We start from the raw sequence: 16788 nt of genomic DNA, 5'->3' as shown, positions 1-16788 counted from the left end.
CCCTGATGAAGCCGCCGGCCGTCGAGGCCGCGGCAACGCCCCCGAAGAAGCTCGCCTCGGGGCTGTTCGATCCCAAGCTGCTGCTCACCTCGTTGCCGGACGCTCTGCGCAAGCTGGACCCGCGGGTGATGGTGCGCAACCCGGTGATGTTCGTGGTCGAGATCGGCGCGGTCGCGTCGACGGTGCTCGCCGTCGCCGAACCCAGCGGCTTCGTCTGGTGGATCGTCGGCTGGCTCTGGCTGACCGTCGTGTTCGCCAACCTGGCCGAGGCCGTCGCCGAGGGTCGTGGCAAAGCCCAGGCCGAGACGCTGCGCCGGGCCAAGACCGAGACCACCGCGCGCCGGCTGACCGGGTCCGGGACCGAGGAGGAGATCCCGGCCACCGCGTTGCAACTGGGCGACCGGGTCGTGGTCGAGGCGGGCCAGATCATCCCGGGCGACGGTGACGTGGTCGAGGGGGTCGCGAGTGTCGACGAGTCGGCGATCACCGGTGAGTCGGCGCCGGTCATCCGCGAGTCCGGCGGCGACCGGAGCGCGGTCACGGGTGGGACCAAGGTGCTGTCGGACCGGATCGTCGTCCGGATCACCACCCGGCCCGGTGAGAGCTTCATCGACCGGATGATCGCGCTCGTCGAGGGCGCCGCCCGGCAGAAGACGCCGAACGAGATCGCGCTGAACATCCTGCTCGCCAGTCTGACGATCGTGCTGCTGCTGGCGACCGTGACGCTGCCCCCGTTCGCGCGGTACGCCGGGATCGACCTCAACCTCGTCGTCCTGGTGGCCCTGCTGGTCTGCCTGATCCCGACCACGATCGGGGCCCTGCTGTCCGCGATCGGGATCGCCGGGATGGACCGGCTGGTCCAGCGCAACGTGCTGGCGATGTCGGGCCGCGCGGTCGAGGCCGCCGGTGACGTGAACACGCTGCTGCTCGACAAGACCGGCACCATCACCTTGGGCAACCGGCAGGCGGCCGAGTTCATCCCGCTCGGTGGAGTCGGCGAGGCCGAATTGGCGGATGCGGCGCAGCTGTCCAGCCTGGCCGACGAGACACCGGAGGGCCGGTCGATCGTGGTGCTGGCCAAGGAACGGTACGGACTGCGCGAGCGGACCACGGGCGAGTTGCCGCACGCGCACTTCGTCGAGTTCACCGCGCAGACCCGGATGAGCGGCGTCGACGTGGACGGCCGGCAGATCCGCAAGGGCGCCGCGGGTGCGGTGACCCAGTGGATCCACGACCAGGGCGGCACCGTGGTCGCCCAGCTCGGCGAGATCGTGGACGGGATCTCGGCCTCCGGTGGTACGCCGCTGGTGGTGGCGGTCAGCAAGGAGGAGGTGGCCCGGCCGCTCGGCGTGATCCACCTGAAGGACGTGGTGAAGCCGGGGATGCGGGCGCGGTTCGACCAGATGCGCGCGATGGGCATCCGGACCGTGATGATCACCGGCGACAACCGGCTGACCGCGCAGGCGATCGCCGAGGAGGCCGGGGTGGACGACTTCCTGGCCGAGGCGACACCCGAGGACAAGATGGCGCTGATCCGGAAGGAGCAGGAGGGCGGCCGGCTGGTCGCGATGACCGGCGACGGGACCAACGACGCGCCGGCGCTGGCCCAGGCCGACGTCGGGGTGGCGATGAACTCGGGCACGTCGGCGGCGAAGGAGGCCGGCAACATGGTCGACCTCGACTCCAACCCGACCAAGCTGATCGAGATCGTCGAGATCGGCAAGCAGCTGCTGATCACCCGCGGATCGCTGACCACGTTCTCGATCGCGAACGACGTGGCGAAGTACTTCGCGATCCTGCCGGCCCTGTTCACCGCGGCGTACCCGAGCCTGGACAAGCTCAACGTGATGGGCCTGCACTCGGCCGAGTCGGCGATCCTGTCCGCGGTGATCTTCAACGCGCTGGTCATCGTCGCCCTGGTCCCGCTGGCCCTGCGCGGCGTCCGGTACAAGCCGTCCTCGGCGTCCGCGATGCTGCGCCGCAACCTGCTCGTGTACGGCGTGGGCGGTCTCGTCGCCCCGTTCGTCGGCATCAAACTCATCGATCTACTGATCTCGGTCATCCCCGGGATCAGGTGAAGGAAGTACCGGAGATGACCAGAAGAGGAATGCTCGCCCAGTTGGGTGTCGGGGTCCGCGCGGTGCTCGTGCTGACCGTACTGCTCGGGGTGTTGTACCCGCTGGCGATGACCGGGGCGGCGCAGGCGCTGTTCCCCAAGAACGCGAACGGGTCGATCGTCCAGGTCGACGGCAAGGACGTCGGCTCGTCCTTGATCGGCCAGGCCTACACCCGCGACACCGGCAAGGTGGACGCCGACGGGAACGCGATCACCGAGCCGGACCCGCGGTGGTTCCAGACCCGCCCGTCGGCCGTGAACTACGACGGAGCCGGCAGCGCGGCCTCGCAGTACGGACCGAACAACGCCGAGTTGAAGGACCTCGTCGCGCAGCGCCGGGCCGAGGTGGCGAAGCTGGAGGGCGTGGACCCGTCACAGGTTCTGCCGGACGCGGTGACCGCTAGTGGCAGCGGCCTCGACCCCGACATCAGTCCCGAGTACGCCGCGCTGCAGGTCAACCGGGTCGCCCGGGAGCGCGGGATCGGCGTCGACCAGGTCAAGCAGCTGGTCGAGCAGAACACCAAGGGCCGCTCGCTCGGCTTCCTCGGCGAGCCGCGGGTCAACGTGGTCACGCTGAACCAGGCCTTGGCGGAGCTGAACTGACACTATGGGAGCTGTGACAGCCGGCGGGCAGGCGAGGGGGCACCTGCGGATCTACCTCGGTGCCGCACCCGGTGTGGGCAAGACCTACAAGATGCTGGGTGAGGCACACCGCCGGCGTGACCGCGGCACGGACGTGGTGGCCGGGTTCGTGGAGACCCACGACCGGGCCCAGACGGCCGCGATGCTCGAAGGACTCGAGGTGGTGCCGCGGCGGATCATCGACCACCGCGGCGCCAGCTTCACCGAGCTGGACGTCCCGGCCGTACTGGCCCGCCGGCCGGACGTGGTCCTCGTCGACGAGCTTGCCCACAGCAACGTTCCGGGCAGCCGGAACGCGAAGCGCTGGCAGGACGTGGACGAGCTGCTCGGCGCCGGGATCGACGTCATCTCGACGGTGAACATCCAGCACCTGGAGTCGATCAACGACGTGGTCGAGAAGATCACCGGCGTGCCGCAGCGGGAGACGGTCCCGGACCGGGTGGTCCGGGCCGCCGACCAGATCGAGCTGGTCGACATGACCCCGGAGGCGCTGCGCCGGCGGATGGCGCACGGCAACGTCTACGCGGCCGACAAGGTGGACGCTGCCCTGGGCAACTACTTCCGGGTCGGCAACCTGTCCGCGTTGCGCGAGCTCGCCCTGCTCTGGCTGGCCGACCGGGTCGACGCCGGACTGCAGGCGTACCGCGAACAGCACGGCATCGACTCCACCTGGGAGGCCCGCGAGCGGGTCGTCGTCGCGCTCACCGGCGGACCGGAGGGGGAGACCCTGATCCGCCGCGCCGCCCGGATCGCGGCCCGCTCGGCGGGTGGGGACCTGCTCGCTGTGCACGTCACCCGGTCCGACGGGCTGACCGGGGCCGACCCGTCCCGGCTGGCCCAGCAGCGGCAGCTGGTGGAGAGCCTGGGCGGGACGTACCACCAGGTGGTCGGCGACGACGTCTCGGCCTCGCTGCTCTCGTTCGCCCGGGCCGAGAACGCGACCCAGCTGGTCATCGGTGCGAGCCGCCGGCGCTGGCTGTCCACGTTGCTCACCGGGCCGGGGATCGGGTTGACCTCGATCCGGGACTCGGGGGACATCGACGTCCACATCGTCACGCACTCGGAGATGGGCCGCGGCCGGTTGCCGAGCGTCCAGGGGGCGTTGTCGCGGCGGCGCCTGGTGTACGGGTTCGTCCTGGCGATCCTGCTGCCGCCCTTGCTCGCCGTACTGCTCGGGTTCGGCGGTGACACGCTCAACCTGACCAGCAACGTGCTGGCCTTCCTGTTCGCGGTCGTGGTGGTCTCGCTCGTCGGCGGACTGTGGCCCGCCCTGCTGATGGCGGTGGCCGGGACGATCGTGCTGAACTGGTTCTTCACCCCGCCGACCAAGTCGTTCACGATCACCGAGCCGAACAACGCGCTGGCGCTGGGCATCTTCGTCCTGGTGGCCGCGCTGGTCTCGTCGGTGGTGGACCGGGCGGCCCGGCGGACCCGGCAGGCCGCCCGGTCGGCGGCGGAGTCCGAGACGCTGGCGACATTGGCGGGCAACGTCCTGCGCGGGGAGACGGCGTTGCCAGCCCTGCTCGAACGGGTCCGCGAGGCGTTCGGGATGACCTCGGCCTGCCTGATGGAGCGGGTGGACACCGACGAGCTCACCGAGACGTGGCAGCCGCTCGCCTCGGCCGGGACGCCGACCTGCCGCCGGCCGGAAGACGGTGACGCCGAAATCCCCGGCCGGGAGGACCTGGTCCTGGTCCTGCAGGGCCGACCGCTCGAAGCCGACGAACGCCGGCTGGTCGGCGCCTTCGCCGCGCACGCCGCGGCGCTCGTCGACCGGACCCGGCTCAGCGAAGCGGCCGCCGAGGCCAAGCCGCTCGCCGAGGCCGACAAGCTGCGGACCGCGCTGCTGCGGGCGGTCGGCCACGATCTCCGCTCCCCGTTGGCGTCCGCGAAGGCGTCGGTCACCAGCCTGCGCAGTTCCGACGTGGACTGGACCCCGTCGGAGCGGGAAGAACTGCTCGAAACGGCCGATGAGTCGCTGGACCGGCTGACCCGGCTGGTCGACAACCTGCTCGACCTGAGCCGCCTCCAGGCCGGGGTCCTCCCGGTCTTCCCGCGGCCGATGGCGCTCGACGAGGTACTGCCGGTGGTGCTGGCCGAACTCGGGGAGCCGGCCGACGAGATCCGGGTCGACGTCCCGCACACCCTGCCGATGGTCGAGGCCGACCCCGCCCTGCTCGAACGGGTCCTCGCGAACCTGCTGGCCAACGCGCTCCGGCACTCACCGGCCGACGCGCCGCCGTTGCTCACCGGCAGCGCGCTCGGCGACGTGGTGGAGATCCGGGTGATCGACCGTGGCCCCGGGATCCCGGCGGCCGACCGGACCAAGGTGTTCGCCCCGTTCCAGCGGCTCGGTGACACCGACAACACGACCGGGGTCGGGCTGGGGCTGGCGCTGGCCCGGGGCCTGACCGAGGCGATGGGCGGCGCCGTCCAGCCCGAGGACACGCCCGGCGGGGGCCTGACCATGGTGGTGTCGATGCCGTCAGCAACAATGAGGCCGGCGGACGCGCCGGTACCGGGCCGGCTCGAACGGGGAGAGGACCGATGACCAGAGTGCTGGTGGTCGACGACGAACCACAGATCGTCCGCGCGCTGCAGATCAACCTCCGCGCCCGCCGGTACGAGGTGCACGTGGCCGCGACCGGGGCGGCGGCGCTCAAGGTGGCCGCGCAGTATCCGCCGGACCTGGTCATCCTCGACCTCGGGCTGCCGGACTTCGACGGCGTCGAAGTGATCCGCGGGCTGCGCGGCTGGACCGAGGCGCCGATCCTGGTGCTGTCCGGGCGGATCGACAGTACGGACAAGGTGGAGGCGCTCGACGCGGGTGCCGACGACTACGTCACCAAGCCGTTCGGTATCGACGAGCTACTCGCCCGGATGCGGGCCGTCCTGCGCCGCAGCAACCTGGCCCAGGACGAGCCGGTGGTCCAGGTCGGCGACATCCAGGTGGACCTGTCCGCCAAGCGGGTCACCGCGGCCGGTGGCGAGGACATCCGGCTCACCCCGACCGAGTGGCACCTGCTGGAGGTCCTGGTCCGGCACCCGGGCAAGCTGATGGCCCAGCGCCAGCTGCTGACCGAGGTGTGGGGGCCCGGGTACGAGAACGCGGGCGGGAACCTGCGCTTCTACATGGGCCAGCTCCGCCGCAAGCTCGAGGCCGACCCGGCCCGCCCGAAGCACCTGCTCACCGAACCGGGAATGGGCTACCGCTTCGAGCCGTGATGCCGAGGGCAACGATCCGGTGCATGGGATCCGGCCGGTGAACCAGCGCGGGCCGAGTGTCCGATTCGTTCAAGACCCGGTGAGCGGATCTGCGCCAAGGTAGGTCCATGGACATCTTCGAAGCAGCGCGTGAGTTCGTCCGGCGGGAAGGCCGGCTGGTGGAGCGGCGGTTGTTCGCGACCGTCTTCGAGGGCGCTGACCCGATCGGGGTGGTGGACGCGTTGCGGGGGTACCGCAACGCCGACGGGGGCTTCGGGCACGGTCTGGAACCGGACAAGCGGGTCCCGGACAGCCAGGGGCTCGACGTGGAGACCGCGTTCAACGTCCTGATCGCGGCCGGCGCCCGGGACGACGAACTGGTCCGCGGAGCCTGCGACTGGCTCGCCTCGGTGGCGACGCCGGAGGGTGCCGTGTCGCTGGGGACCGCGGCGATCGAGGGGTACCCGCACGCCGATCACTGGGCTGCCTGGGCGTACCAGCCGGGCCTCAACCCGACGGCCGGGCTCGTCGGGCGGCTGCACACGCTCGGCGTCGAGCACCCGTGGCGGGACCGGGCCGCGCAATGGTGCCGGGCGCAACTGGCCGAGGGGTTTCCCGAGGACGCGCACGCGATGCACGAGTCGATGGAGTTCCTCGAACACGAGCCGGACGTCGACATCGACCGGGTCCGGGACTGGCTGCCCAAGCTGAGCCACTACCGCGCCGACGCGGCGGACCCGTCGTACGGTGTGACGCCGCTGCAGTTCGCGCCGACGCCGGACAGCTTCTGGCGGCAGCTCTTCGACGACGCGCAGCTTCAGGCCCACCTCGACCGGCTGCTCGCGGACCAGCAGCCCGACGGCGGCTGGGCGCTCACCTGGGAGCCCCCGGGCCAGGCCGCGACCCTCGAGTACCGCGGCGCCGTGACCGTCGCAGCCCTCACCAAGCTCAAGGCCTGGGGCCGCCTGTAAGACCGGGGTTTCTGCCCTTCACCCTGTGGAAGAATGCCCCGGGTGAGGAGGTGGCCGACAACCCGTGATGCTCGCTGAGAGCTGGTTGCAGTCGCTTGTCACCGCGGTCGCGGTGATCGCCTCCTCCCTCCCGGGGACCACCAGCGCCCCGGAAATGCCCGCCCAGGTTGCGTCGTCCGGCGACTGGGTGGCGAGCTGGGGTGCCGCGATGACCGAGGCGGGTCCCGCGGGCCCGGCCGCGAAGGGCGTCCGCAACCAGACGATCCGGCAGGTCGCGCACCTGTCCGTCGGCGGCAGCACGCTGCGGATCCGGCTGTCCAACCGGTTCGGCAAGCGCCCGCTCGTGGTCGGCCGAGCCACGGTCGCGCCGCGCAAGAGCTCGGCCGCCGGGACGCCGAACGTCGAGCTGCTCCGGCTCATCCCGGTCACCTTCCGCGGGAGTGCCGCGGTGACGATCCCGGTCGGTCGCGAGGCCGTGTCCGACCCGATCGACGTCGAGGCGCCCGACGACAGCGACCTGGTGATCAGCACGTACTTCCCGGGCTCGACCGGCCCGTTGACGCAGCACCCGGCCGGGTACGCGACCGCGTTCGCCGCGCCGGGGAACCAGACCGGCGCGGGTGGTGCGGCGTACCGGCGGATCCCGGGGATGGCGCGGTTCGTCGTCGACGGGGTGGACGTCCGGTCCGACGCGCGGGGCTCGGTGGTGCTGTTCGGCGACTCGATCACCGACGGCGCCTCGTCACCGATCAACGGCAACCTGCGGTACCCGGACCAGCTCGCCGACCTGCTCGCGCTGCGCCGGTACGGAGCGGTCAACGCGGGGATCGGCGGGAACCGGCTGCTGGCCAACGGCGGCGTCTCCGGCGAGGCCGCGATCGCGCGGTTCGAACGGGACGTGATCCGGCGGCCCGGGGTGAAGAGCGTGCTGGTGCTGGAAGGCATCAACGACATCCGGGCGACCCGGGGCGGCATCTCGGCGACCCAGCTGATCAACGCGCACAAGGTGATGATCGCCAAGGCGCACGCGGCCGGGCTGAAGGCGTACGGCGCGACCCTGACGCCGTACTGGGCGACCGAGCACTACACGGTCGGCGGCGAGATCGCCCGGCAGGCGCTGAACCAGTGGATCCGGACGTCCGGCGAGTACGACGGGTACGTGGACTTCGAGCACGCGGTCCGGGATCCGAAGCAGCCGTTGCGGTTGCTGCCGGCCTACGACAGCGGCGACCACCTGCATCCGAACGCCAAGGGGTTCACCGCGATGGCCCGCGCCGTCGACCTGCTGATGCTCACCAGCTGACCGGTCGTCGCAGCAGACCGACCGTTCACCGAGCGCGGGGTTGCGATCCTTCGTCACGGTCCGTGGAATCGGGGTACCACTCCGTATCCGTCCAGACGAAGGTGGTTCCATGCGACCGTTCCGCGTTGTCGCCACGCTCGCGCTTCTCGCCCTCCCCGTCACCCAGGCCGTCCCGGCCACCGCCGCCCCACCCGCCGACTGGGTCGGTACCTGGGCCGTCGCGGTCACCCCACCCGGTACCTCCGGGCTGTCCGCGACCGGCGTCACCGACACCACCCTGCGCCAGGTCGCCCACGTCTCGGTGGGCGGTCCCGAACTCCGGCTCCGGCTGTCCAACGTCTACGGCAGTACCCCGCTCGTCGTCGGCAAGGTCACCGTCAGCCCGCGCGCCGACAACCTCACCGGGACGCCGACCGTCGACCCGGCCAAGCTGGCCCCTGTGACGTTCGACGGCCGTGCGTCCGTCACCATCCCGGTCGGCGCCGAATGGGTGTCCGACCCGGTCCGGACGACGCTGCCCGACGACACCGACCTGGTGATCAGCACGTACTTCCCGGGCCCGACCGGCCCGCTGACCCAGCACCCGGCCGGGTACGCGACCAGCTTCTCCGCCACCGGCGACCAGACCGGCGGCGACGGGTCGCAGTACCAGACGCTGCCGGGGGCGGCGCGGTACATCATCGAGGGCGTCGACGTGAAGAGCCGGGTCCGCGGCTCGGTCGTGCTGTTCGGCGACTCGATCACCGACGGCGTGGTGTCGCCGGTCGACAAGAACCTGCGCTACCCCGACCAGCTCGCCGATCGGCTGCTGGCCGAACCGCCGTCGCGCGAACTCGGCGTCCTGAACGCGGGCATCAGCGGGAACCGGCTGCTCAACGACGCCGGTACCGCGGGCGACTCGGCGCTGTCCCGCTTCGACCGGGACGTCGTCGGCCAGGCCGGCGCCCGGACCGTCGTGCTGCTGGAAGGCATCAACGACATCGGCAACAGCCGCGGCGCGACCGACCCGGCGGACCTGATCGCCGTCCACCGGCAGTTCATCGCGCGGGCGCACCAGGCCGGGCTCAAGGTGATCGGCGCGACCCTCACGCCGTTCGAGGGCGCCGGGTACTACACGCCCGAGGGTGAGGCGGACCGGCAGGCGCTGAACCAGTGGATCCGGACGTCCGGTGAGTACGACGGTGTGGTCGACTTCGACAAGGCGGTGCGGGATCCGCAGAACCCGGGCAAGATGCTGCCCGCGTACGACGTCGGCGACCACCTGCACCCGAACGCCGAAGGCTTCAAGGCGATGGCCGCCGCCCTCGACCTCCACGCCCTCAACTGATCAGCTCGGGTCGGCTGTTTCGGCCGGGTGCTCGACCTGGCGATCGCCCCACTGCGTGAGCAGACCGCGGGCGATCTCCAGGTCGTCGCGCAACGACCGGTCCTCGAGGTCGTCGGGCAGGGCGGCGATCGCGTCGGCGAGCCACGGCCCGACGGCCGACGGGGCCAGATCCTCGGGCTCGAGACCGGCGAGCCGGATCGCGCGCACCGCGGTCACGAGTTCGCAGGCGAGGACCTCGCGTAATGCGTCCAGGAGCTGGGTGGTGAGCACCGCGGCCTGCGGCGCGAAGCTCGCGTGGTGCTCGGCGCCACGGGACAACGTCGCCGTACCAAGGGTCGCGGGTTGCGCCGTCGACCGTACGGCGGCGAGCGCGTCGTGGGCGACGTACTCGATCATCATCACGCCCGAACTCGCCTCCGCCCCGCTGGCAAGGAACCGGCTGAGACTGCTGAAGTCCGGGTCGACCAGGTTCGCCACCCGGGACGTGGACAGCGTCGCCACACTGTGCAGGCTCAACCGGAGCGAGTCCAGCGCGAGCGCGATCGGCATCGCGTGCCAGTTCCCGTTGTGCAGCACGGTGTCGCCGGCGACCAACGGGTTCTCCGCGGCCGCGTTGACGTCGATGGTCAGCGTGTTGCCGAGGGCATCGACATGGTCGACGGCCGGCCCCAGTACCTGGGCGAACGCGCGCAACCCGAACGGGTCCTGCACCCGCGCCGGTCGCAGCGGCAACCCGTCGAGCAACCCGCGCATCCGCTCCGCCACCCGGACCTGACCAGGCTGCGGCCGCGCCTGGTGGACCCGCTCGTCGTACACCTCCGCGTTGCCGCGCAGCGCGACGTGCGAGAGCGCGCCGACCAGCGGTACGACGTCGACGAGGGTCGCGGCCTCGACGTACGCGAGACAGCACTCGGCGAGGGTGAGCGCGTTGCTCGACAGCAACGGAAGCGCGCTGGTCCCGTCGACGACGTCGCCGAGGGCGAGCCCGAGTTCGGCGAGCGGCCCGAGGTCCCCGGTCCCGATCGCGCCGCCCCGATGGAGCTCGGGCAACGTCCCCTCGTTGAGCAGGCCGACGATCGCGTCAGCGACCTCGGGAGCGAGCCCGGATCCACCGGTGGCGAGCTGGTTCACCCGGATCAGCAGCCCGAGCCGGACGACGTCGGCCGGGTACGCCGTGGTCCCGGTCGTCGAGTGCGAAGCGAGCAACCGCGCCCCGTGCTCGGGATCCGCGGTCAGCACGTCCCGGTTCGCGCCGACCCCGGTCGTCCGCCCGTACACCGGTTGCCGCTGCGCGATCTCGGCCACCGCGACCGCCGACTCGGCCATCCGCTTCCGCGCGGTCTCCCCCAACCGCACAGCCGTCCGCCGCTGCCCGAGCGCCACCGCGCCCAAAGGCGTCAACCCACTCCCCGAAAGCTCCACCGGCTCCACCCGCCCAGTGTGCGACCACCCCACCCACCCCGCGAAACAACTTCACCCAGCCGCCGTCTCGTACCCGAGACACCCCCGAACCGAGCCCCCGAACGCCGCTGGCACTTGGTGCACGTACTGGCGCACGTACTGGGAACTCGGATCAGCCGGGGCCTCGGACATGTCATCGGGACCTCGGACACTGCAGGACTTGTTCCACGTAGCCGGTTGGTGTTCCAGGCACCCGGTCGGTGTTCCAGGTACCAGGTTGGTGCTCCAGGTACCCGGGTGGTGCTCCAGGTACCCGGGTGGTGTTCCAGGTCCGGGTTGTTCCCGCTGTACGCCTGGTCGGTGTTCGAGGTCGCTGGTTGGTGCCCGTGGTCCCGGCTTTGGGTGACTCTGGATCCGGCTTGAGGTTCAGGGCTGCGGATTCGTCCGCAGCGGCACCCGGTGGGATCCCGGTTTCCCAGCGGAAGGCGGCTGGCTCGAGGGAGGTTTGTGTAGGGCCAGGCCGCCGGACTACTATTTCGGTATGTCGCGAAATAGCGAAGAACCGGGAGACGGGCTCTTCGCCGCCCTGGCTCACGGTGGGCGGCGGGAGATCCTGCGCTATCTGCGCGACAAGGACTTCGTTCGGGCCGGTGACATCGGTGCCGCGTTGGGCATCGGTCCGTCGACCCTGTCCGGGCATCTCAAGGTCCTGCGGCAGGCGGGTCTGGTCGAGACCCGGCGTCGCGCGACCGAGGTTCAGTACCGGCTGCAGATGAGTTTGCTGGACGAGGCGATCGCCGCCCTGGCCGGGTTACGTCGCCCGCAACCGTCGCGGGCCGATCCCGAAGCGGCCGAAACCAGCGAAACCACGGCACGCAAAACCACCGAGCACGAGACCGCGGCACGCGAGGCCGCCGACCAGAAGGGCACTTCATGACCGCGACCGGCTCCACGGAAGTGTTCGGTACCGAGAACGCACCGCCTCCGTGGGTCCTCGTCCCCTGGCCGGGTGCCATGGTGGCGGTGGCCGCTGTCGGGATCATGGTCGTGGCGTCGATTGCCGCGTGGCCGGAGATGGCGGTCGAGGTCGTCACCCGCGAGGCCGGTGGACGGCACGGGGAGAGCGTGGCGAACCGTGGAGTCACGGCTGCCGCCATGCCGGCCGTCCTGCTCGGGCTCACGGTCCTGCTCTCCGTGGTACTCCGAGCGGATCACGAGCTGCTCAAGCGCACGCCCGTGGGACTCGACCGTTCACCCGAACGAGCACGACGGATGTTCAGCTGGACGCTGATGGGCCTGTCCGTGGTCCTGGTCGCGCTCCACCTCGGGTTGCTCTCCCTGCACACCGGAACCGCGTTCCCATTGGAGCAGGCCGTCGCGGCCGCCGTCGGCATCCTCCTTGCCTGTCTCGGTGTGGCGACGCCGTTGGTCGCGCCCGGCGGGCGTGTGACCGGGCGGCTCGAGCGGTTCAGGGCCGCGCAGAGCAAGCTGTACCGCGGGGCCGGCGGCTTCCTCGTGATCGCGGGCATCGCAACGGCCGTGGTGGCGGCTTTCGAGCCGGGGGTCGCGATGATGGTCGCCGTAGCGTCCGTCGCGGTCGCCTTCCTGGCGGTCGCCCTGACCGCTTTCCGGGCGTCGCGGAAGTCGCCGGAGTAACGCCAGCACCCCGGACATGCGAACGGCCCGCCGATCAGGTGATCGGCGGGCCGTCGTCGGCTTGGGCTGGGGTCAGCTCTGGCCGTAGCGCTTCTTGAACTTCTCCACGCGGCCCTGGGTGTCCATGACCCGCTGCTGGCCGGTGTAGAAGGGGTGGCTGGCCGACGAGATCTCGACGTCGACCACCGGGTAGGTGTTGCCGTCCTCCCACTGCACCGTCTCGGTGCTCGCCCGGGTGGAGCCGGTCAGGAAGCTGAAGCCGGCGGACTTGTCCCGGAAGACGACGCTGCGGTAGTCGGGGTGGATGTCCTTCTTCATGCTGCGGTACTTCCTTCCAGATAAGGGGCGAACGGGTCGGTCAGTGCGCTGACCTCCTCGTCCGCACGCAAGACACAACCGTCCAGGCGGCGCGCTAATTCCCAGACGTCCAACCCGGCCCCGGTCAGCGACAGGTACGACGAGCGGTCGCCGTGGTCGGGGTGCCATTCCAGGGCCGACCGGGCTCGGTGGCTCTGGCTGACCTCGGACCAACGGTCCACCGGCAGGTCGGCGAGCCAGCGGCCGAGGACGCCGATCGAGATGTTCGTGCCGAAGCTGTCCCACCCGAGCCGGGCGTGCGACTGGGTCGCCAGCCAGACGGTGCCCTTGCCGCGCGCGGTCCCGGCGACCAGGTCCTCGAGTGCGTCGTACAGCCTCTCCGGGTGGAACGGACGGGTCGACTGCCACACCAACGTCCGGACACCCCCGGATTCTTCCCACACCGGCGCCGTGATCGTCCCGGGCTCGACGCGCGTCTCGGCCGCGTCCGGATCGTGCAGCTGAACCCCGGTCAGTCCGTCGACCGTGGTCCGGACCAGAGCCTGCGGGTTGATCGCCTGAACCAGCGCGGCCACGGTCTCGTCGGGCCGGGTCAGGACCACCGCGTCGGCGTACTCGAGCTGCCGCACGATCGCCTCGGCCAGGGCGCGCGCGCGACAGCGCCCGGAAAGGTTGGTTCGATGGCCAAGCGCAACGACATCCGCCCGATCGTCCAGCTCCGGAGCACCGCGGGCACCGGGTTCACCTACGTGACCCGGAAGAACCGGCGCAACGACCCTGACCGGCTGACGATCCGCAAGTACGACCCGAAGGTCCGGCAGCACGTGGACTTCCGCGAGGAGCGGTAGGCCTCGTGGCGAAGACGAGCAAGATCGTCCGGAACGAACAGCGCAAGCTGACCGTCGCCCGGTACGCCGAGCGCCGCGCGGAGCTGAAGCGGATCATCGCCGACCCGCGGACGTCCTTCGCGGCGCGCGGCGACGCCCAGTTGCGGCTGCAGAAGCTCCCGCGCGACGCGAGCCCGATCCGGGTCCGCAACCGCGACGTCGCCGACGGCCGCCCGCGTGGGTACCTCCGCAAGGCCGGCATCTCGCGCGTGCGGTTCCGCGCGATGGCGCACCGCGGTGAGCTTCCGGGGATCACCAAGTCCTCCTGGTAGCAGGCGAACGACGGCCCGGCGCGGGGTCAGGTGGTCCCGCACCGGGCCGTCGTCATGTCCTCCCGACGAGGGCGGCTACAGCGAGGCCCAGAACGCGATCCGGTGGTCGCGGACGAAGTCGGTCCGGGTCACGCCCGCCGGATCCAGCGACTGCACCTGGCGATCCACCGGCGTCGCCCTCGGCCAGTACTGAGTGCCGCTGGTGTTCGGGTTCCCGGTCCTGGCAAAGGTGCTCCACCGGGTGATCAGCTCGTCGGCGAGCCGGTTCTGCGCGGGAGTGAGCGGCTCGAAGACGTTCGTGTCCAGGAAGTACGCGACGTCGCTCAGGTGGTGCGACCCGACGGGCCACGTCGGCCGGTCCAGCCCGCGGTACCAGGGGGCGTCCCCGGCGAACTCGAACGAGTAAGTCGGCATCCGGAGTGCGAGCAACGCGTTCGACCGGAAGGCCGGATACGCCCACTGCGCGTCGCTCAGCACCGTGGCCAGGGCGAGTCCGGCCGGCCGCACATCGGCGTACTCGGCGAGGATCCGGTCCGCGTCCGCCCCGAACGTCCGACGCACCTCGTCCTCGTACGCCGCGGTCGTGGTCGGCGTCCCGGTCGCGGATTCCTGGGCACCGATCTGTCCGTGCACCTCGTCGTGGTTCACGCCGTGCAGGACCGGGACCCGGTTGACCCGGCTGGTGAGCAGCGCCTTCGCCGGGTGGAGCGGCAGCACCGGTCCGCCGAGGACGGGACCGAACTCGTCGTCCTTCGTGGCCTCCAGCAGCCTGGCCGGGGTGACCTTCCGCAGGCACTCCGCGGTCGTGCAGCCCAGTGACGCGGCAAGGTCGCGGCCGTACTTCTCGGCGTCCGCGCGGGGTCTGGGAGCCGCGTAGTTGGTCGCGTGGTCCTGCGCGCACGGGCCGCTCTGGACGATCGCGCGCTGGAACAACCCGGCCGAACCAGGGGAGACCAGGTGGTCGCAGACGCTGTACGCGCCGGCCGACTCGCCCATGATCGCGACCGTTCGCGGACTCCCGCCGAAGGCCGCGGCGTTCCGCTGGACCCAGCGCAATGCGGCTTGCTGATCCTCCAGGCCGAAGTTGCCCGAGCGGTCCCCACCGAGCAGCGGGCTCGCCAGGAAGCCGAGCGCGCCCAGCCGGTACTGGATCTGGACGACGACCACATCGCCTTTGGCCGCGAACCGCTCGGCGTCGTACACCTGGGTGGCTCCGTTGGTGAAGCTGCCGCCGTGGATCCACACCACGACGGGCCGATCACGTCCCGGGGTCTTCGGCGTGGTCACGTCCAGGTAGAGGCAGTCCTCGCTGGTGCCGGCGATCCCGATCGGGTGCTCGCCTTGCGCACAGGGGTCGGCGTACTGCGTCGCGTCGCGAATCCCCGTCCATCGCTGGGCGGGACCTGGTGATCGCCAACGAGCATCGCCGGTCGGCGGGGCGGCGTACGGGATGCCACGGAAGGTCCGGGTGGTCTCGCCGGTCAGGCCGCGTACCTTTCCTTGTTCGGTGGTCACCACGGAGTCCTCGGTCCCGGCGAAGGCGAGGGCGAGGGGCGTCGTGGCGAGCAGGAGAGAAGACGCGGCGATCAGGGCGGCAGCGGAGCGGAGTCGCAAGGGAGGGCCTCTCTGAGGATCGGTGTGGGTCCAATCCTTCGAGCGGCGGCCGCCCCGGACACTGGCGTCAGGCCCACGCCCTGGGTAGGGGTAGGCCTACTATCCGCCGAGGCGGCGGGTGAGGGCGTCGGCGGTCTGGCGGACGCGGCGGGCCAGCAGGGCTCGTTCGGGCGGTGGGATCGACTCGCTGCGGAAGGAGACGCTGATCGCGGCCGCTGGATGGCCGGCGTGGTCGAGGGCGGCGCTGGCGACCGAGGTGACGCCTGGGGTGATGTGCGAGTCCTCGACGGCGAAGCCCTGACGGCGTTCGTCCGTGAGCAACCGGCGCAACTGGGGGAGGGACTGCGGGCCCTGGTCGGTCCGGCGGACGAAGCTCTCCGGTGCGGGGAACAACGCGCGCACCTGGGCCGCCGGAAGCGCGGCGAGCAGGGCACGGCCGGACGCCGTCAAGGTGGCGGGCAACCGGACACCGACATCGGTGACGAGGGTGACCGGACGCGGTGGCTGTTCCTTCAGCAGGTAGACGAGTTCACGGCCGTGCAGGACGCCGAGATGCGCGGTCTGGCCGACGTCGGTGACGAGCTGGGCCAGCAGTGGCCGGGCCAGCCGCTCCAGCGGATCGTGCCGCAGGTACGCCGAACCGATCTCGAACGCCGCGACGCCCAGGCCGTACCGCTTCTCCTCCGGCAGGTGCACCACGAAGCCCTCGGCGATCATTGCCTTGAGCAAGTGATACGTCGAGGAGCGCGGTAGTCCGACCGCGGCCGCGATGCGCTCCATCGGCACCGGACCGGGCTGGGTGGCCAGGAAGGTCAGGACCCGCAGGGTACGGGTGGAGGCGGGAACGTTGCCGCTCACACCTGCGAGGGTAGCGGGCCCGTCTCAGATTCCGGACGATTGACCGCTCCGGGCGCGGCTGCGGCGGATCCGGTACCGGATCGCCTCGCCGGCCAGCGCGATCGCGAACAGCCCGCCGCCCACCCGCCAGTCGAACGTCTCGTCGTCCCCGGCCAGCAGGAACCCGACGCCGATCGACAGCACGGCGAACATGGTCAGGGAAAGAATGATCCTGGTCAT

At 71.1% G+C, this 16788-nt stretch carries 17 protein-coding genes; 11 read left to right on the top strand and 6 right to left on the bottom strand.

The features are described 5' to 3' along the window. Positions 1–5 precede the first annotated feature (5 nt). The 7 genes from kdpB (at position 6) to FB561_RS06650 (ending at position 9563) form a co-directional block, all read left to right on the top strand. Positions 6–2078, top strand: coding sequence for a potassium-transporting ATPase subunit KdpB (gene kdpB, locus FB561_RS06680; protein WP_145812818.1), 2073 nt, complete (start codon positions 6–8; stop codon positions 2076–2078). Between the two features lie 14 nt (positions 2079–2092). Then, positions 2093–2719, top strand: a complete 627-nt coding sequence (gene kdpC, locus FB561_RS06675) for a K(+)-transporting ATPase subunit C (RefSeq protein ID WP_145804134.1) — start codon at positions 2093–2095, stop codon at positions 2717–2719. A 4-nt stretch (positions 2720–2723) separates the two neighbouring features. Beyond that, positions 2724–5309 carry a sensor histidine kinase gene (locus FB561_RS06670; RefSeq protein ID WP_145804133.1) on the top strand — a complete coding sequence of 862 codons (2586 nt, stop codon included), beginning with the start codon at positions 2724–2726 and terminating at the stop codon, positions 5307–5309. Beyond that, on the top strand, positions 5306–5983 hold the full coding sequence (locus tag FB561_RS06665) for a response regulator (protein ID WP_145804131.1): 678 nt from the start codon (positions 5306–5308) through the stop codon (positions 5981–5983). The genes FB561_RS06670 and FB561_RS06665 overlap by 4 nt, the downstream gene beginning before the upstream one ends. A 107-nt stretch (positions 5984–6090) precedes the next feature. Further along, positions 6091–6933, top strand: a complete 843-nt coding sequence (locus tag FB561_RS06660) for a prenyltransferase/squalene oxidase repeat-containing protein (protein WP_145804129.1) — start codon at positions 6091–6093, stop codon at positions 6931–6933. Positions 6934–7000: 67 nt separating this feature from the next. After that, positions 7001–8236 carry an SGNH/GDSL hydrolase family protein gene (locus FB561_RS06655; RefSeq protein ID WP_145812815.1) on the top strand — a complete coding sequence of 412 codons (1236 nt, stop codon included), beginning with the start codon at positions 7001–7003 and terminating at the stop codon, positions 8234–8236. Positions 8237–8345: 109 nt separating this feature from the next. Further along, on the top strand, positions 8346–9563 hold the full coding sequence (locus tag FB561_RS06650) for an SGNH/GDSL hydrolase family protein (RefSeq protein WP_145804127.1): 1218 nt from the start codon (positions 8346–8348) through the stop codon (positions 9561–9563). Here FB561_RS06650 and FB561_RS06645 read toward each other — a convergent pair whose 3' ends face one another. Further along, the gene (locus FB561_RS06645; RefSeq protein WP_238334680.1) at positions 9564–10994 is read right to left on the bottom strand and encodes an aromatic amino acid ammonia-lyase; all 1431 of its coding nucleotides are present in this window, start codon (positions 10992–10994) and stop codon (positions 9564–9566) included. A 511-nt stretch (positions 10995–11505) separates the two neighbouring features. On the opposite strand from FB561_RS06645, the gene FB561_RS06640 reads away from it, so the two are divergent. Together FB561_RS06640 and FB561_RS06635 are read left to right on the top strand one after the other, a co-directional pair. Further along, complete coding sequence (locus FB561_RS06640; protein ID WP_145804125.1) at positions 11506–11901, top strand: ArsR/SmtB family transcription factor; 396 nt, start codon at positions 11506–11508, stop codon at positions 11899–11901. Further along, positions 11898–12620, top strand: coding sequence for a hypothetical protein (locus FB561_RS06635; protein WP_145804123.1), 723 nt, complete (start codon positions 11898–11900; stop codon positions 12618–12620). The genes FB561_RS06640 and FB561_RS06635 overlap by 4 nt, the downstream gene beginning before the upstream one ends. A 72-nt stretch (positions 12621–12692) precedes the next feature. Here the strand turns inward: FB561_RS06635 and FB561_RS06630 are convergent, their stop codons facing one another. Then, positions 12693–12938, bottom strand: a complete 246-nt coding sequence (locus FB561_RS06630) for a type B 50S ribosomal protein L31 (protein ID WP_145804121.1) — start codon at positions 12936–12938, stop codon at positions 12693–12695. Continuing rightward, on the bottom strand, positions 12935–13567 hold the full coding sequence (locus tag FB561_RS06625; protein ID WP_238334679.1) for a GTP-binding protein: 633 nt from the start codon (positions 13565–13567) through the stop codon (positions 12935–12937). The genes FB561_RS06630 and FB561_RS06625 overlap by 4 nt, the downstream gene beginning before the upstream one ends. A gap of 51 nt (positions 13568–13618) precedes the next feature. Here FB561_RS06625 and rpmG point away from each other — a divergent pair, with 51 nt between their 5' ends. Both rpmG and rpsN read left to right on the top strand, forming a co-directional pair. Then, positions 13619–13786 (top strand): 50S ribosomal protein L33, encoded by a 168-nt coding sequence (rpmG, locus tag FB561_RS06620; RefSeq protein WP_145804119.1) that lies wholly within the window; start codon positions 13619–13621, stop codon positions 13784–13786. 5 nt (positions 13787–13791) lie between these two features. Further along, entirely contained in the window at positions 13792–14097 is a 306-nt protein-coding gene (gene rpsN, locus FB561_RS06615) for a 30S ribosomal protein S14 (protein ID WP_145804117.1), read from the top strand. Between the two features lie 75 nt (positions 14098–14172). Here rpsN and FB561_RS06610 read toward each other — a convergent pair whose 3' ends face one another. The 3 genes from FB561_RS06610 to FB561_RS06600 all read right to left on the bottom strand — a co-directional run bounded on the left by FB561_RS06610 (position 14173) and on the right by FB561_RS06600 (position 16788). After that, positions 14173–15711: a carboxylesterase/lipase family protein gene (locus FB561_RS06610; protein ID WP_145804115.1), complete on the bottom strand. Its 1539-nt coding sequence runs from the start codon at positions 15709–15711 to the stop codon at positions 14173–14175. Positions 15712–15810: 99 nt separating this feature from the next. Beyond that, the gene (locus FB561_RS06605) at positions 15811–16569 is read right to left on the bottom strand and encodes an IclR family transcriptional regulator (protein WP_145804113.1); all 759 of its coding nucleotides are present in this window, start codon (positions 16567–16569) and stop codon (positions 15811–15813) included. A 24-nt stretch (positions 16570–16593) separates the two neighbouring features. Further along, positions 16594–16788, bottom strand: coding sequence for a hypothetical protein (locus FB561_RS06600; RefSeq protein ID WP_145804112.1), 195 nt, complete (start codon positions 16786–16788; stop codon positions 16594–16596).

The sequence above is a fragment of the Kribbella amoyensis genome (assembly GCF_007828865.1).
Lineage (GTDB): Bacteria > Actinomycetota > Actinomycetes > Propionibacteriales > Kribbellaceae > Kribbella > Kribbella amoyensis.
The sequence above is the reverse complement of the archived record's forward strand: the minus strand, read 5'-3'. Positions and strand labels throughout refer to the sequence as shown.

Excerpts from the sequence above, each read along its gene's own strand:
- FB561_RS06670 (WP_145804133.1), top strand. The coding sequence starts at position 2,724 with ATGGGAGCTGTGACAGCCGGCGGGCAGGCGAGGGGGCACCTGCGGATC.
- kdpB (WP_145812818.1), top strand. The coding sequence starts at position 6 with ATGAAGCCGCCGGCCGTCGAGGCCGCGGCAACGCCCCCGAAGAAGCTC.
- FB561_RS06635 (WP_145804123.1), top strand. The coding sequence starts at position 11,898 with ATGACCGCGACCGGCTCCACGGAAGTGTTCGGTACCGAGAACGCACCG.
- rpmG (WP_145804119.1), top strand. The coding sequence starts at position 13,619 with ATGGCCAAGCGCAACGACATCCGCCCGATCGTCCAGCTCCGGAGCACC.
- FB561_RS06660 (WP_145804129.1), top strand. The coding sequence starts at position 6,091 with ATGGACATCTTCGAAGCAGCGCGTGAGTTCGTCCGGCGGGAAGGCCGG.
- FB561_RS06650 (WP_145804127.1), top strand. The coding sequence starts at position 8,346 with ATGCGACCGTTCCGCGTTGTCGCCACGCTCGCGCTTCTCGCCCTCCCC.
- FB561_RS06640 (WP_145804125.1), top strand. The coding sequence starts at position 11,506 with ATGTCGCGAAATAGCGAAGAACCGGGAGACGGGCTCTTCGCCGCCCTG.
- FB561_RS06600 (WP_145804112.1), bottom strand. The coding sequence starts at position 16,788 with ATGACCAGGATCATTCTTTCCCTGACCATGTTCGCCGTGCTGTCGATC.
- kdpC (WP_145804134.1), top strand. The coding sequence starts at position 2,093 with ATGACCAGAAGAGGAATGCTCGCCCAGTTGGGTGTCGGGGTCCGCGCG.
- FB561_RS06665 (WP_145804131.1), top strand. The coding sequence starts at position 5,306 with ATGACCAGAGTGCTGGTGGTCGACGACGAACCACAGATCGTCCGCGCG.
- FB561_RS06655 (WP_145812815.1), top strand. The coding sequence starts at position 7,001 with ATGCTCGCTGAGAGCTGGTTGCAGTCGCTTGTCACCGCGGTCGCGGTG.
- FB561_RS06630 (WP_145804121.1), bottom strand. The coding sequence starts at position 12,938 with ATGAAGAAGGACATCCACCCCGACTACCGCAGCGTCGTCTTCCGGGAC.